Source organism: Planotetraspora silvatica (assembly GCF_016863315.1).
GTDB lineage: Bacteria > Actinomycetota > Actinomycetes > Streptosporangiales > Streptosporangiaceae > Planotetraspora > Planotetraspora silvatica.
Genome location: NZ_BOOQ01000041.1, coordinates 135,456 through 150,563, shown reverse-complemented (window position 1 = coordinate 150,563; position 15,108 = coordinate 135,456). Strand labels below are relative to the sequence as shown.

At 66.3% G+C, this 15,108-nt stretch carries 14 protein-coding genes, 2 tRNA genes and 1 pseudogene; 6 read left to right on the top strand and 11 right to left on the bottom strand.

What is annotated here, in order from left to right; all coding sequences use genetic code 11:
* Positions 1-416: 416 nt before the first annotated feature.
* From Psi02_RS28930 to Psi02_RS28905, 6 genes are all read right to left on the bottom strand, one after another.
* On the bottom strand, positions 417-2,996 hold the full coding sequence (locus tag Psi02_RS28930; RefSeq protein ID WP_203979000.1) for a valine--tRNA ligase: 2,580 nt from the start codon (positions 2,994-2,996) through the stop codon (positions 417-419).
* Positions 2,997-3,070: 74 nt separating this feature from the next.
* On the bottom strand, positions 3,071-4,354 hold the full coding sequence (gene clpX / locus Psi02_RS28925) for an ATP-dependent Clp protease ATP-binding subunit ClpX (protein ID WP_203957527.1): 1,284 nt from the start codon (positions 4,352-4,354) through the stop codon (positions 3,071-3,073).
* Between the two features lie 194 nt (positions 4,355-4,548).
* A complete protein-coding gene (locus Psi02_RS28920) occupies positions 4,549-5,211 on the bottom strand; it encodes an ATP-dependent Clp protease proteolytic subunit (RefSeq protein WP_203957526.1) in 663 nt (220 codons plus the stop codon).
* Positions 5,208-5,852, bottom strand: coding sequence for a ClpP family protease (locus Psi02_RS28915; RefSeq protein ID WP_275409636.1), 645 nt, complete (start codon positions 5,850-5,852; stop codon positions 5,208-5,210). The genes Psi02_RS28920 and Psi02_RS28915 overlap by 4 nt, the downstream gene beginning before the upstream one ends.
* A gap of 336 nt (positions 5,853-6,188) precedes the next feature.
* Positions 6,189-7,565: a trigger factor gene (gene tig, locus Psi02_RS28910; protein WP_203978999.1), complete on the bottom strand. Its 1,377-nt coding sequence runs from the start codon at positions 7,563-7,565 to the stop codon at positions 6,189-6,191.
* 198 nt (positions 7,566-7,763) lie between these two features.
* Positions 7,764-8,630, bottom strand: a complete 867-nt coding sequence (locus Psi02_RS28905; RefSeq protein WP_203978998.1) for a Sco1979 family transcriptional regulator — start codon at positions 8,628-8,630, stop codon at positions 7,764-7,766.
* Between the two features lie 271 nt (positions 8,631-8,901).
* Here Psi02_RS28905 and Psi02_RS28900 point away from each other — a divergent pair, with 271 nt between their 5' ends.
* Both Psi02_RS28900 and Psi02_RS28895 read left to right on the top strand, forming a co-directional pair.
* Complete coding sequence (locus tag Psi02_RS28900) at positions 8,902-9,381, top strand: ATP-binding protein (protein ID WP_203978997.1); 480 nt, start codon at positions 8,902-8,904, stop codon at positions 9,379-9,381.
* Positions 9,382-9,573: 192 nt separating this feature from the next.
* Positions 9,574-10,791, top strand: coding sequence for a threonine synthase (locus Psi02_RS28895; RefSeq protein WP_203978996.1), 1,218 nt, complete (start codon positions 9,574-9,576; stop codon positions 10,789-10,791).
* Between the two features lie 124 nt (positions 10,792-10,915).
* Here the strand turns inward: Psi02_RS28895 and Psi02_RS40835 are convergent, their stop codons facing one another.
* From Psi02_RS40835 to Psi02_RS28890, 3 genes and pseudogenes are all read right to left on the bottom strand, one after another.
* Positions 10,916-11,041: a hypothetical protein gene (locus Psi02_RS40835; RefSeq protein WP_275415287.1), complete on the bottom strand. Its 126-nt coding sequence runs from the start codon at positions 11,039-11,041 to the stop codon at positions 10,916-10,918.
* 235 nt (positions 11,042-11,276) lie between these two features.
* Positions 11,277-11,393, bottom strand: a pseudogene (locus tag Psi02_RS41165) (DUF6924 domain-containing protein); the annotation flags it as partial.
* 86 nt (positions 11,394-11,479) lie between these two features.
* The gene (locus tag Psi02_RS28890; RefSeq protein WP_203978995.1) at positions 11,480-11,914 is read right to left on the bottom strand and encodes a hypothetical protein; all 435 of its coding nucleotides are present in this window, start codon (positions 11,912-11,914) and stop codon (positions 11,480-11,482) included.
* A 381-nt stretch (positions 11,915-12,295) separates the two neighbouring features.
* Between Psi02_RS28890 and Psi02_RS28885 the strand changes: the two genes are divergently transcribed.
* Both Psi02_RS28885 and Psi02_RS28880 read left to right on the top strand, forming a co-directional pair.
* Positions 12,296-12,781: a nuclear transport factor 2 family protein gene (locus Psi02_RS28885; RefSeq protein ID WP_203978994.1), complete on the top strand. Its 486-nt coding sequence runs from the start codon at positions 12,296-12,298 to the stop codon at positions 12,779-12,781.
* A gap of 110 nt (positions 12,782-12,891) precedes the next feature.
* Positions 12,892-13,218 (top strand): tyrosine-type recombinase/integrase, encoded by a 327-nt coding sequence (locus Psi02_RS28880; RefSeq protein WP_203978993.1) that lies wholly within the window; start codon positions 12,892-12,894, stop codon positions 13,216-13,218.
* A 65-nt stretch (positions 13,219-13,283) separates the two neighbouring features.
* Here Psi02_RS28880 and Psi02_RS28875 read toward each other — a convergent pair.
* Positions 13,284-13,354 (bottom strand) — tRNA-Gly (locus tag Psi02_RS28875).
* 89 nt (positions 13,355-13,443) lie between these two features.
* On the opposite strand from Psi02_RS28875, the gene Psi02_RS28870 reads away from it, so the two are divergent.
* Positions 13,444-13,517, top strand: a tRNA-Pro gene (locus Psi02_RS28870).
* Between the two features lie 153 nt (positions 13,518-13,670).
* Here Psi02_RS28870 and Psi02_RS28865 read toward each other — a convergent pair.
* On the bottom strand, positions 13,671-14,567 hold the full coding sequence (locus tag Psi02_RS28865) for a helix-turn-helix domain-containing GNAT family N-acetyltransferase (protein WP_203978992.1): 897 nt from the start codon (positions 14,565-14,567) through the stop codon (positions 13,671-13,673).
* Between the two features lie 166 nt (positions 14,568-14,733).
* On the opposite strand from Psi02_RS28865, the gene Psi02_RS28860 reads away from it, so the two are divergent.
* Positions 14,734-15,081 (top strand): VOC family protein, encoded by a 348-nt coding sequence (locus Psi02_RS28860; RefSeq protein WP_203978991.1) that lies wholly within the window; start codon positions 14,734-14,736, stop codon positions 15,079-15,081.
* Positions 15,082-15,108: the final 27 nt, after the last annotated feature.

The window sequence follows — 15,108 nt, the reverse complement described above, 5'->3', positions numbered from 1 at the left end:
GAATCCAACGACCCGCCGCTTGCTTTTTGTGTCCGGCGCCGTTATTCGCGGCTCCGTTATGTCAGTAATTCTCCCGGACTACTTAATCCGTGTCAAATTGTCCCTTTCGGAACCACTTGACCCGAACCCCGTAATCCAACAGGAATTCCGACCACCCCGTCTCCGGGGCAACCCCTCCAGCCTACCCGATATCCGAATTGCCATCGAACGCTCGACGACATCCCGAAACCGGGTTGAATGAGAGGAGTTAGCGGGAAGCCTAGCGTGCGATTCTCTGAGAAGAGGTGAGGCGCGCCGTGTTTTCCGCGTACATGAAGATTAGCACCCCCGCAGGGGTGCTGATGACAACTTCCGCAACTTACGGAACCTTCCCCGCCCTGTGTCGCCCAAACCTCAGGCGTTCGGGCGGGGATCGCCTAGGCCGGCAACGCAGCCAGGTGGGCCTCAAGACGCGCGATGTCCTCTTCCGCCTGCGCGGCACGGCCTCGGACCTTGGCGACGACGTCGTCGGGCGCCTTCGCCATGAACTGCTCGTTGCCCAGTTTCCCGGTGACCTGCGCATGCTCCTTGCGAGCCGCGGCCAGGTCCTTCTCCAGCCTCTTCCGCTCGGCCGCGACGTCGATGGCTCCCGCCGTGTCGATCTCCACGGCCACGGCGCCCACCGTGAGGCGAGCCGTCGGGGCGAAGGTCTCCGAGGCGGCATCGAGCTTCAGCAGCGTCCTGATCGCCCCTTCGTGCCCGGCGAGAGCCGTACCCGCGAGGGACAATCGTGCGGCGACCCGCTGGCCCGGCTTGAGGCCCTGATCGGACCGGAACCGGCGGACCTCTGTCACCAAGTCCTGCAGGGAGGCCAGCTCCCGCTCGGCACCCGGGTCGATCAGGTCCGGCGACACGACCGGCCATGGGGCCACCGCGAGAGACTCTCCCCCCGTGAGAGCACGCCACAGCTCCTCGGTCACGAATGGCACGAGCGGATGCAACAGGCGCAGCACGGAATCGAAGACGTGCCCGAGAACCCGTTTGGTGTTCTCGGCGACCTCACCGCCCTGGGCGATCTGAACCTTGGCGAGCTCGACGTACCAGTCGCAGACCTCGTCCCACGCGAAGTGGTAGAGCGAGTCGGAGATCTTCGCGAACTCGAAGTCCTCGTAAGCGGCGTCCACGGACATGACGACCGACTGCAGCCGGGACAGGATCCACCGGTCGGCGGCCGTCAGCTCTGAGGGCAGCCCCTCGGAGACTGCGCCGTTCATGAGCGCGAAGCGCGTGGCGTTCCAGATCTTGTTGCAGAAGTTGCGCGAGCCGCCCGCCCAGTCCTCGCTGATCGCCACGTCGGAACCGGGGTTGGCGCCGCGGAGCAGCGTGAACCGTGTCGCGTCGGCGCCGTACCGGGCGATCCAGTCCAGCGGGTCGACGACGTTGCCGAACGACTTGGACATCTTCTTGCCGAACTGGTCGCGGACCATGCCGTGCAGCGCCACCGTACGGAACGGCGGTTCCCCGTCCATCGCGTACAGACCGAACATCATCATCCGGGCGACCCAGAAGAAGAGGATGTCGTACCCCGTGACCAGGACGCTCGTCGGGTAGAAGCGCGCCAGTTCCGGAGTCGCCTCCGGCCAGCCGAGCGTCGAGAAGGGCCACAGGCCGGAGGAGAACCAGGTGTCCAGGACATCCGGGTCCTGCTCCCAGCCCACGGGTGGCTCCTCGTCGGGGCCGACGCACACGATCTCGCCGTCCGGGCCGTACCAGACCGGGATCCGGTGGCCCCACCACAGCTGCCGCGAGATGCACCAGTCGTGCATGTCGTCGACCCAGTCGAAGTAGCGCTTGGCCAGCTCCGGCGGGTGGATGCGGGTACGTCCGTCACGGACGGCGTCGCCGGCCGCCTTGGCGAGCGGTGAGACGTTGACGAACCACTGCAGCGACAGCCTCGGCTCCACCACGGTCTTGCACCGGGAGCAGTGGCCGACGGAGTGCGTGTAGGGCCGCTTCTCGGCGACGATCCGGCCCTGCTGCCGCAGCGCCGCCACGACGGCGGGCCGCGCCTCGAACCGGTCGAGGCCCAGGAACGGGCCGTGCGCCGTGATCACGCCACGCTCGTCCATGACCGCGAGGGACTGCAGCGAATGCCGGCGCCCGATCTCGAAGTCGTTCGGGTCGTGAGCGGGCGTCACCTTCACCGCGCCGGTGCCGAAGGACGGGTCGACGTGCTCGTCGGCCACGATCGGGATCCGCCGCCCGGTGAGCGGGACCTCCACGAACTGGCCGACCAGGTGGGCGTACCGCTCGTCGGCGGGGTGGACCGCCACGGCCGTGTCGCCGAGCATGGTCTCCGCCCGGGTGGTGGCCACGACGATCTCCACGTCGCCCTCGCCGTACCGGATCGAGACGAGCTCGCCGTCGTCCTCGCTGTGCTCCACCTCGATGTCGGACAGCGCGGTCAGGCATCGCGGGCACCAGTTGATGATCCGCTCGGCACGATAGATCAAGCCGTCGTCGAAGAGGCGCTTGAAGATCGTTTGAACGGCCCGGGAGAGCCCCTCGTCCATCGTGAACCGCTCACGCGACCAGTCCACACCGTCGCCGAGCTTCGTCATCTGGCCGAGGATCCGCCCGCCCGACTCTTCCTTCCACTGCCAGACGCGCTCGACGAACGCCTCTCGCCCGAAGTCGTGGCGGGACAGGCCTTCCTTGGCGATCTCCCGCTCCACGACGTTCTGCGTCGCGATGCCGGCGTGGTCCATGCCGGGGAGCCACAACGTCTCCAGGCCCCGCATGCGGGCCCTGCGGGTCAGCGCGTCCTGGATGGAGTGGTCGAGTGCGTGCCCGACGTGCAAGGACCCCGTCACGTTCGGCGGAGGCAGCACGATGCTGTACGGCTCACGCCCGCTGCCCGGGTCAGGGGTGAAGTAGCCCTCCGATACCCAGCGCTCGTAATTGCGGGTCTCGACATCGGCGGGCGCGTACTGGGTAGGCAGCTCAGGCGTCGTCATGATGGCCAATTCTAGGGACGTCGGCACGCCTCATGTGCCGACCGATCGGGTGAAGCGCCAGAGGCCGCCTGGTGTCAGGCCGACTTCTCGCGCGGTGTGCGCTGCTGCTTGACCTGGAGTTGGTCTCGCGGTACCAGAGTCGGGTTGACGTGCTCGAGCACGGCCTCCCGGGTGATCACGACTCGGGCCACGTCTTGCCGCGAAGGTACCTCGTACATCACCGAGAGGAGGACCTCCTCCAGGATGGCGCGAAGGCCGCGCGCACCGGTGCCGCGGAGGATGGCCTGGTCGGCGATCGCCTCCAGCGCGTCGTCGGTGAACTCCAGCTCGACGTTGTCCAGCTCGAACAGCCGCCGGTACTGCTTCACGAGCGCGTTGCGCGGCTCGGTCAGGATCTGGATCAGCGCTTCCCTGTCGAGGTTGTGCACCGACGTGATCACGGGAAGCCGGCCGACGAACTCCGGGATCATGCCGAACTTCAGCAGGTCCTCGGGCATGACGTCCGAGAAGATGTCCGAGGTGTCGGCCTCTTCCTTGGAGTGGATGATGGCGTTGAAGCCGATCCCCTTCTTGCCGATCCGCGACTCGATGATCTTCTCGAGGCCCGCGAACGCACCACCGCAGATGAACAGCACGTTGGTGGTGTCGATCTGGATGAACTCCTGGTGCGGGTGCTTGCGGCCGCCCTGCGGGGGCACACTCGCCGTCGTCCCCTCGAGGATCTTCAGCAGGGCCTGCTGGACACCCTCACCGGAGACGTCCCGGGTGATCGACGGGTTCTCGCTCTTGCGAGCGATCTTGTCGACCTCGTCGATGTAGATGATCCCGGTCTCGGCCTTCTTGACGTCGTAGTCGGCGGCCTGGATCAGCTTGAGCAGGATGTTCTCGACGTCCTCGCCGACGTATCCCGCCTCGGTGAGAGCCGTGGCGTCGGCGATGGCGAACGGCACGTTCAGCATCTTCGCCAAGGTCTGCGCCAGGAGGGTCTTGCCGGAGCCGGTGGGGCCGAGGAGGAGGATGTTGGACTTCGCCAACTCCAGACCGTCGTCGCGGCCGCGCTCACCGGACTGCACGCGCTTGTAGTGGTTGTACACCGCCACCGAGAGCGCCTTCTTCGCCTGGTCCTGACCGATGACGTAGGCGTCGAGGAACTCGTAGATCTCACGGGGCTTGGGAAGGTTGTCCCACTTGAGCTCGGAGGACTCGGAGAGCTCCTCCTCGATGATCTCGTTGCAGAGATCGATGCACTCATCGCAGATATAGACGCCTGGTCCGGCGATGAGCTTCTTGACCTGCTTCTGGCTCTTGCCACAGAACGAGCACTTCAGCAGGTCTCCCCCGTCGCCGATGCGTGCCACCCCAGATACTCCTTTGCGTGGGACCGCCCTGCCGCCGCGGTCGCTTCCGTCCGCGCCTCGATTCGTGCTCCGGCGCGAAAACGTCATGCCGCTCAGGTTTCGACGTTACCGTCTTCTGAGCCCTCAGTGAGCCCCCTAGCGGTGAGTCGCACCGGAAGGTGCCGAATTGGGCACCATCCGGTGCGGCAACCTTCTCAGGAAGCGATCGCCGCTGCGCGCTTCTTACGCGACGGGATGATGTCGTCCACCAGCCCGTACGCCTTCGCCTCGTCGGCGCTGAGAATCTTGTCTCGCTCGATGTCCCTGCGGACCTCCTCGGGCGCCTTGCCCGAGTGCTTGGCCACGATCTCCTCGAGCAGGGATCGCATACGCAGGATCTCACGTGCCTGGATCTCGATGTCGCTTCCCTGGCCGCCGCCCTCGGTCGAGGGCTGGTGGATCAGGACGCGTGCGTTCGGCAGCGCGAACCGCTTGCCCGGGGTTCCGCCGGCCAGCAGGACCGCGGCGGCGGAGGCCGCCTGGCCGAGGCAGACCGTCTGGATCTCCGGACGGACGAACTGCATCGTGTCGTAGATCGCCGTCATCGCGGTGAACGACCCGCCGGGCGAGTTGATGTAGATGTTGATGTCGCGATCGGGGTCGAGCGACTCCAGCGTCAGCAACTGCGCCATGACGTCGTTGGCGGAGGCGTCGTCGATCTGCACGCCGAGGAAGATGATGCGATCCTCGAACAGCTTGTTGTACGGATTCATCTCCTTCACGCCGTACGAGGTGCGCTCGACGAAGGAAGGGAGGACGTAGCGGCCGTTGATGTCTCCCGGCCGGATCAGCTCACTCACTTGGGAAGCTCCACTCATGAGACGGCGCCCTCAGAGGGCACCTGCCGGGCGCTGCGCACGACCTGATCGATGAAGCCGTAGTCCTTGGCCTCCTCGGCCGTGAACCAGCGGTCACGATCGGAGTCGCGCTCGATCTGGTCGAGCGGCTGGCCCGTGTGGAACGCGATGCGCTCCGCAAGGGTCTTCTTCACGTAAAGCATCTGCTCGGCCTGGATCGCGATGTCCGCCGCGGTACCACCGATACCGCCCGACGGCTGGTGCATCATGATCCGCGCGTTCGGCAGCGCGTAGCGCTTGCCCGGAGCACCGGCGCAGAGCAGGAACTGCCCCATCGACGCGGCCAGGCCCATCGCGACCGTGCACACGTCGTTCGGTACGTACTCCATCATGTCGTAAATCGCCATGCCGGACGTCACGGAGCCGCCCGGGGAGTTGATGTAGAGCCAGATGTCCCGGTTGGGGTCATCGGCGGCCAGAAGGAGCAACTCGGCACAGAGGCGGTTGGCCACCTCATCGGAGACCTGGGTACCGAGGACCACGATGCGCTCTCGCAGCAACCGCTGGTAGAGCTGGTCCTCAAGGCGGAACGAGCCGTCCTCACGGCCACGCGCCTCGAAGCCGGAGGTGGCGTGCGGGAAGAAGGTCGGCGGGCTGGTCACAGCGTCACCTTCCGATGCGTCGTAATCGATTGGCTTTGCTTGTGACCTTAACGCGCGCCGCAGACAGCTCATGCCTCCTCGCCCGACTGTTCGCTGACGGCGCATGCTCACGGCGCGGATCACCATGTCACCGCTCCGTCCGCGACGGCCCCGGGATCGGGCGGAACCGGGGCATCGGTGACGCCCCTCCCGTCGCTCGTGCGGCGGCGTCGGCGACGCCCGCACCCTCGAGGAATTTGCGCGGATTTTCCCCCGGCAAGGGAAAACCCCCGGCACACCGAAGTGCGCCGGGGGTCGTGCCCGTTCTCGGACGGGACGCCGTGGAAGGCCTGACGATCAGGCTTCCGCCGGCTCCTCCTGCTCGGTGGCCTGGTCGGCGGCCTGCTCCGCGTCCAGCTCGGCGTAGATGGCCTTGAGGTCGACCGCGTTGCCCTCGCCGTCGGTCACCTTGGCGGCGTCCCCGACCACGGTCTTGGCCTTGTCCCTGACGATCTCCATCATGGCCAGCGTGAGCTGGTCGTTGTCGGCCAGGTGCTGGGCCAGCGTGTTCGGCGCGACGCCGAGCTGCATGGCGCGGCGCACGACGAAGTCGGTGAGCTCCTGCTCGTTGACGTTGATGTCCTCGGCCTTGACGATCTTGTCAAGGACGAAGCCGGTCTTCAGCGCCTTCGCGGACGTCTCCTCGAACTCCGCGAACTGGTCGTCCTCGGTGGTCTGGTAGAGCCGGAAGTACGCCTCGCGGCTGAGACCGCTGTCGGAGATCTGGTGCTCGAGGTTGTGCTTGCGAGCGTCGATCTCCGCCTTGAGCGCGCTGTCGGGCAGCGGAATGTCGATCTGTCCGAGCAACGCCTCCAGGGCCTTGTCCCGGGTCTGCACGACCTGCTCGATGAGCTTGTTGCGGCGGGCCTGCTCGCGGATGCTGTCCTTCAGCTCGTCCAGCGTGTCGAACTCGCTGGCCAGCTGGGCGAACTCGTCGTCGAGCTCGGGCAGGACCTTCTCCTTGACCGACTTGACGTTGATGATCACGTCGGCCTCCTCGCCGGCGTTCTCACCGCCGACCAGGGTGGTGCGGAAGGTCTTCTCCTCGTCGGCGGACATGCCGTCGAGGGCGTCGTCGAGGCCCTGGAGCACAGAGCCGGCGCCGACCTCGTAGGAGACGTCAGCGGCCTGCTGCTCCTCGAGGTTGTTGCCGTCGATCTCGGCGCGCAGATCCATCACGACGTAGTCGCCGCTGGTCGCCGCCCGCTCCACGCCGGTCAGCGTGGCGAAACGCTGGCGCAGCGCGTCGATCTGGGTGTCGATGTCCTCGTCGGTCACCTCGACGGCGTCGACCACGACCTCGAGGCCGTCGTAGTCGGGTACGTCGAAGGTCGGGCGGACGTCGACTTCGGCCGTGAATTCGACCTGCTCGCCGTCCTCGATCTTGGTGACCTCGATCTCGGGCTGGCTCACCGGGAAGACGTCGCTTTCATCGACGGCTTGGCCGTACAGCTTGGGCAGGGCGTCGTTCAGGGTCTCCTCGAGAACCACCGCGCGGCCGAAGCGCTGCTCGATGATCCGGGCCGGCACCTTGCCGGGGCGGAATCCGGGCACGCGGACCTGCTGCGCGACCTTCTTGTAGGCGGCCTGCAGGCTCGGCTCGAGCTCCTTGAACGGCACCTCGACGGTGAGCCTGACCCGGGTAGGGCTGAGCTCCTCGACAGCGGTCTTCACGGGGTGGTCTCCTTGATCCAGCATCTGGTGATCGCGGGCGCGTCGTGCACGGCAACCGCGGCACTTAACGCGCGCCGCGCCCACGTGAGCGGCACAGGAAGCACCGTCGCCATCGCGCACGCCTTGGGCATGCTGCAGTGTGGCGGCTGTCCAGCGCCAAGGGCAGTCTAGAACAGACAGGTGCCCGGCAGCGACTGATCAGAGATCCGTCATGATCTGCCGGAGCAGGTCCACCGTCTCCATGGGCGTCGTGCTGACCGCGCACAAGCGCTCCATGACCTCGCTGTAGCGGTCTACCTCATCGCGTTTGTCGAGATAGAGCGCGCTCGCGAGTTGCTCCACATAGACGATGTCGGGGAGCTCCGGGTCGCCGAACCTCAGAATGCTGAAGGCGCCGCCCTCGGCGGCGTGGCCTCCGTAGCTGAACGGCATGACCTGGATCGTGATGTTGGGCTGGTTCATCAGGTCGATGAGGTGCTGGATCTGACCGCGCATGACCTCGACGCCACCGATCGGCCGGCGAAGGGCCGCCTCGTCGATCACCGCCCAGAACCGGGGGCTGCTGTCCCCGTCGAGGACGCGCTGGCGCTCCAGCCGCAGGTCGACCCGCCGTGAGATCTCCTCCGGCGCCGCGCCCACGGCGCCGGCCGTGATGACCGCCCGCGCGTATTCCTTGGTCTGGAGCAGGCCTGGGACGAACTGGACCTCATACGTGCGGATGCGCTGGGCCGCCTCCTCCAGGCCGACGTAGGCCTGGAACCAGGAGGGCAGCAGGTCGCTGAAGCGGTGCCACCAGCCGGGCTCGTTGGCCTTCTCCACGAGGTCCATGACGACCGTCCGCGTCTCCTCGTCCTCCACTCCGTAGAGGCTGAGGAGGTCCGACACATCACGACCCTTGAAACCGACCCTGCCGAGTTCCATCCGGCTGATCTTGGACTCGGAGCAGCGGATCGTCTGACCCGCCTCGTCACGCGTGATGCCCTTGTTCTCCCGGAGCCGGCGAAGTTGTGACCCCAAGAGGATGCGGAGCGCCGTCGGCCCTGATCCAGGCTGGATCTGTATCACGGCGCCTCCCTCTCGACTCGGCCCTCTGTGCCCAAAGGGAATCCCGCACGACACCCCCAGCCCACACAGTGTCACCACTTCTGGCCACGATGACAAGGTCTGATCTCCGTGTCCTATTTACTCGCCAGTACCTCCGCGCGCACGTGCACGCGCCAGCTGCACGTGCATTTGGGTCTTGCAGCGAGGCTTGCCGGTGATCCATGATGACTTGGTGCATATTGGGCCAAACATGCACCATCCTCGGAACTGACCAGCGGGAGGTACGGGCAGCATGTCGGAAACGCCCGAATCTGCCGGCCAGTTAACCCGCGAAGTGGGCTTCGGTCGGTTCGTACAGTCCGCAGAGGACTCCGAGACCACCACCTGTCTTCTCCGGCCCCAGGCCGACTCCGTCAAGACCGCTCGCGATGTCACGCGGTCGACCCTCAGGCAATGGGGTTTCGCGGAATTGAGCGACGACGCCGCTCTGGTCGTCTCCGAGCTCGTGACCAACGCCGTTCGTTACTCTCTGTATCCGGCGGGCCGGTCGGGCGATCATCCGATAACCCTGATGCTGGTGCGCATCTCCCCACACGTGCTGCTGGCCGTGTCGGACCCGAGCGACGAGGTCCCCTGCCCCAAAGAGCCCGACTACATCTCGGAGAACGGCCGCGGCCTCTACATCGTCGAGACCTACAGCCAGGCATGGGGCTGGGACGCTCTCGACCACGGCGGCAAGGCCGTCTGGGCGCTCTTCCGCGCCGCTGACTGAACCCGCCCCCATTCCCGGCCACGCGGCGATCCGCTGGACGTGCAGCCGGCTCATCCTCGCCCCGCATGTGACGACGCACGGTCCGGGCGGCCCAAATATCGACGGTTATGTCACAGTATCGACGAATATGCAGTCGAATGTGCCAGCCAGTCGTGCGAACGTCGGCACCCAGAAGTGCAGTAGGGAGCGCATGTGAGTTTCAGCCAGCTGTCCCATCTGGAGTGTGGCCGGTGCGGAGCCCATCACGACAGTGAGCGTCCGCAGAACCTGTGCACCACATGCGGGTCGCCGTTGCTCGCCCGCTACGACCTGGCGGCGGTTCGTGCGGCGGTGGACCCCGGGGAGCTCGCGGGGCGTTCCCCCGACCTCTGGCGCTACCACGAGCTGCTGCCGGTCAGGAACAGGCGGGCGGTGACCACCCTCGGCGAAGGGATGACGCCGTTGCTGCCGATGAGTCGGTACGGCGAGCGGATCGGCCTGCCGCGGCTGCTGATGAAGGACGAGGGGCTGATCCCCACCGGGTCGTTCAAAGCACGCGGCGCGGCTGTCGGAGTGTCCCGCGCGGCCGAGTTGGGGATCGAGCGCCTGGCCATGCCGACCAACGGCAACGCCGGCGCCGCCTGGGCGCTCTACGGCGCCCGGGCCGGGCTGGCGACCACGATCGTCATGCCCGTGGACGCCCCGGAGATCACCCGGCGAGAGTGCACGGCCTCGGGGGCGGACCTGCATCTGGTCGACGGACTGATCAGCGATGCCGGGCGGATCGTCGGCGAGTTGGTCGCCGCCTCAGACGGCCGGGTCTTCGACTCCTCGACGCTCAAGGAGCCGTACCGCATCGAGGGCAAGAAGACCATGGGCATCGAGATCGTCGAGCAGCTCGGCTGGCGGATGCCCGACGTGATCCTCTACCCGACCGGCGGCGGCGTGGGTCTGATCGGCATCCACAAGGCCCTGAACGAGCTGCGGGAGCTGGGCTGGATCTCTGGTCCGCCGCCACGGCTGGTCGCCGTACAGGCAGAGGGGTGCGCGCCGATCGTCCGCGCGTTCGAGCGCGGGGAGCGGGAGAGCCGGTACTGGGATGGAGCCCACACCGTGGCGTTCGGCATCAACGTGCCCAAGCCCCTCGGCGACTTCCTCATTCTGGAAGCGCTCGAGGAGACGTCGGGGACCGCGGTGACAGTCACCGACGGCGAGTTGCTGGCCGAACTACGCCAGGTCGCGGCGTTGGAGGGGGCCTTCGTCTGTCCCGAGGGGGCGGCGGCATTCGCGGCGGCCCGCAAGTTGCGCGCGTCGGGCTGGATCGAAGCGGACGAACAGGTCGTCGTGCTGAACACGGGCGCCGGCCTGAAGTATCCGGGGACGGTCCAGGTGGAAGCGCCGGTCCTGCCGGTGGACGGGCACCTCATCTGACGATCCTGATCATCTTCGCGGCAGGGCGCCCGAGTGGCACTTCGGGGCGGGACATGGCGATCCAGTTATGCGACGAGGGATGCCGGGGCGGAGCCCATGTGAATACGCGCTTTGCCCATGCGAATTACTCGGCGAACGCTATGAAGACGAACAGAACACCCGGCGGGACCAGGACGACCAGAGCCACGATCCTGACGAAGCGCGGGAGTCGCGTCTGCCAGATCTTCCGCGCCGCCATCAACAACCCCATGCCAACCGTAAACGGCCACGAGATGACAGCCTCGATGGCCTCGGCGACAGGATGCGGCCGGGCGGTTCGCGGCACCGGTGGACGCGACAAATCAACGCGGTCGTATCGGTGAAGGGGGTCCACAACATCAGCGTATGTCTCTATGAATAGCCCCCGGCTTCGATAGAGGCCTTTGAAATATCAGCATCTCGTGGGACTGAACGGCTACGTGGGCCACGGCCGACGAACCGACCAGTCAAAAGCCGCGGAGGACATCGTCGCCGTCCACCGAGTCGGCGAACTCGAAGAAGTCCATATCGCTGATCGAGAGGTTGTTCTCGATTCTCCAGAAACTCGGTGGCGGCCATCGGGACGTCGATCGCGGCGATGCGGACCCGACGGCCCGCTAGAGCGGTTCGGCGGCCGGACCCTGGCCCGACTGCTCGATCGTGGATCGCATCATTCCTGGGGCAGGGCCGGGTCGTCTCTGGGACGCGGGTCGGGGCCGACCAGCAGCGAGGATGCGACGGGGAAGTCGTCGCCGGGGGCTGAGGATGGGCGAAGCGTCACAGTGAACCCGGCGACCCAGAGGATCTCGGTCATCGCGCGTTTCATGATCTCTTCGGTCCGGTCGGCCCAGGCGGAGGATGGGCGATCTTGCGGATCGCGATCCGCGACGGAGGCGGAGTGGATCGCGTCGAAAAGATCGCCGTGGTACCTCCAGGTCACGCGCACGGACGTTTCGCCCTCCGGGTGCAGGCCGAATCCGCCGAGATCACGTGCGGGACCGCGGTCCATCTGGTCACGGTCGGGGTGGGGGGACAGGCCTGCCAGGACAAGCGCCTCACGGATGTTGATCATCAGGGCTTCCTGCCCCCGGGGAAGATCGGTCATGGCTCGTACCGTAGAAGCCGCAGTACCGGGGTGACCAGCCCCGGCGTGGCCGTTGGTTTCGCCGGCGCACGTGCTCGACACGAAAGACCTTCAAGAACCACTGGAGATGACGAAGGCCAGGCGCCCCGTACGGACTGACCTGGCCTTTTACAAGTGGAGCGGACGACGGGAATCGAACCCGCGTAGCCAGTTTGGAAGATTTCGGTACGCGATCGTCCAGCCCGCTGCGACGCCGGTCACGCGCCCAATCGTTTCGCTCATGGCTTTCCGTGGCTTTCCATGGCTTGCCGTGAGTCACCGTGCTGACGGGCACGCGACGGGCACGGGCAATAAGCGCCGGGGCGGGTAGCTGTCGAAGTGGAAATCGATAAGGTGAGGTCCATGGATTCCCGAGCCGATCCGGACGGCGGCGATGGTCACAGTAGCCCGCGTGACGTGTTTCTCCGCCTGGTGAATGGGGTCTGCGAAGGGCCGTACGAAAATTTGGCCGACCTCTATGCCGAACAGACCCATGTCACCCACCCGTTTCACCCGCTCAACCCGCCGCCGCTGCTGAGCCGTAGCGAACTGCACGAGCACTTCACCGCACCGCCGCCGTTTGCCCGGACGCTGAACCGTAAGCCGGTCAACATCGTCATCCACGACACCGCTGATCCGGAGGTGATCGTCGCCGAGTTCGCTTACCAGGGGCACGTGGACGAGACAGGAGAGGCGTTCACCGTGCCCTGTGTCTTCGTTCTCCGTATTCGCGACGGGCTCATCGTCGAGTCTCGCGATTACATCGATCACATTGCCAGCGCGCGGGCATGGGGCCAGCTCGAAAACCTCCTGACCGCGCTGCGCCCATCGAGCGACGGCGACCGCTGAAAGGCGGTTGCTGGTGGTCGCGGGATCGCGCGCCTGGTCTCCGGCCGAACCAGACGCCGGCCGAGGTCGTGCCTCGCTCGGCGCAGCCGTTCACCGCAACCTTGGTCTACGTGTTCATCGGTCCGAAGGGCGCTCTCCTGCGGCGCTCGGGCTTCCGACGGATCTGGAACAAGGTCCGTGAGGACGTGGGGCTTCCCTCGCTCCACCTTCATGATCTCCGGCATGTGGGCAACACCCTCGCGGCAGCAAACGCAGCAAGCCTCAAGGAGCTGATGACCCGGATGGGACATGCCTCCACACGGGCGGCGCTGATCTATCAGCACGAGGCCCAGGACCGAGATAGGGCCATCGCTCAGGCGCTCGGGAAAGCCTTCAAGGTTGCGCGGGACGGGCACAAAGACGAGGCACCGGGCACGCAACGGGCACGGAAGATTTAAAAGAATCTGCGAAGATCACAAAGGCCAGGCTTCCCGTACGGGATGACCTGGCCTTTTGCACTGAGAGCGGACGACGGGAATCGAACCCGCGTAGCCAGTTTGGAAGACTGGGGCTCTACCATTGAGCTACGTCCGCGCGCGCCGGTCTTCATCTGGTTTAGACTTCATCCGGTCGTCAGGGCGTAAGCGTACCGGAGTATCCGAGCGCACGCGTAACCGACGAGACGGGGCGTGGCGCAGCTTGGTAGCGCGCTTGCTTTGGGAGCAAGAAGTCGCAGGTTCAAATCCTGTCGCCCCGACTCTCTGATCAGTAGGAAGGCCATCCCCAAGATCGGGGGTGGCCTTCTGCGTGACTATGGTTCCGGGTCTTCCCCTGAAGATGCGGTCCATGACCATCACTCCCCTTGCAGGACCGGCCGGATCCGCTTCCGGCCACCCCGCCAGGCGCGCCGTCACGGTGCGAGGTGCTTCTCGAACCAGTGGTGGGCGTAGTGCTCGGTGTTGTACGGCTCGATCTCGCGGTAGCCGGCCGAGCGGTACATCGCGATCGCCTCGGTGAGGTTGCCATTGGTGTCCAGCCGGATGGCGGCCCAGCCACGCTCGGCGGCATATCGTTCCAACTCGTTCAGCATCCGCCGCCCGATCCCGAGCCCGCGGACGGAGTCCGCCACCCAGACGCGCTTGATCTCGGCGGGTGCGTCGCGGTGGAGCTTTACCGCGCCGCAGCCGACGGGCTCGGCGTTGAGAGTGGCGAGCAGGAACACGCCGGCGGGTGGGACGAGTTCCTCGTCGTGGACCGGGTTGCTCAGTGCCGGGTCGAACCCGTCGTCGAAGCGTCGCGCGATGTCCCGGGCGTAGGCCCGCACGCACGCCCGGGCCCGCGGGTCGCCCGGGGGGCACGGCTCGATGACCACCATCGACGCGATGAGCAGCCGCTCGACCTCGGCCATCGCCGCGACGAGCCGTTCGCGGCGTTGCTCGGAGAGCGGCTCGAGGATCGACCAGGCGAGCTCGTCGGAACGCTTGTCGAGTTCGGTCCACTCGGCCCGGCCCGCGTCGGTGAGCACGGCGGCCCGTACTCGCGCGTCGCCACCGACCTGGTCGGCCGGCCCGACGGTGACGAGCCCGTCACTTTCGAGGGTGCGCAGGAGCCGGCTCAGGTACCCCGAGTCCAGCCCGAGCCGGGCCCGTAGCGCGGCGACCTCGGCGCCGCCGGGGCCGATTTCCCACAGCAGACGTGCCTGCGCGAGGGGTCTTCCGCGGGCCATGTACTCGTCGTCGAGCGCCCCGATCCGCTGAGTGACCGTCCGGTTGAACCGCCGCGCTGCGGCGATGAGGTCCGAGTTCATATGCCTGACTTTAGTCAGGCATATGACACTGCCGCAAACGTGCTCCCATGGCGCCGAGCGGGTGTCGTTCCCCACGTGGAGGACATCCGACTCTGCCGAGATGAGGATGTTCGAAACGGGTGACAACTCGGGGCCACGCGGCGCATCGAGGCCATAAACTCCTGCCATGGGTGTCAAGCGGATCAAGCCGAACATCCAATCCGACCGCTTTGACGAGAGTCGGGTTTTCTACAGGGACGTGGTCGGGCTGGAGGAGCATGGCGGCCTCGACTGGATCTTGTTCTTCGGGACAGACCGTCGTGAGGTGCAGCTCAGTGTCATGAGCCTGGACATCAAGGCCGGAGTCCACCCCGACGTCTCCATCGAGGTCGACGACGTCAACGCGGTTTTCGGCCGAGCTGTCGAGGCCGGGGCAGAGATCGTCTACCCGCTCACGGACGAGGACTGGGGCCTTCGGCGATTCTTCGTCCGAGACCCGAACGGCACGGTCATCAACGTGACCCAGCACGGGTGACATCACAACGGAGGCTCTGAACCAGTC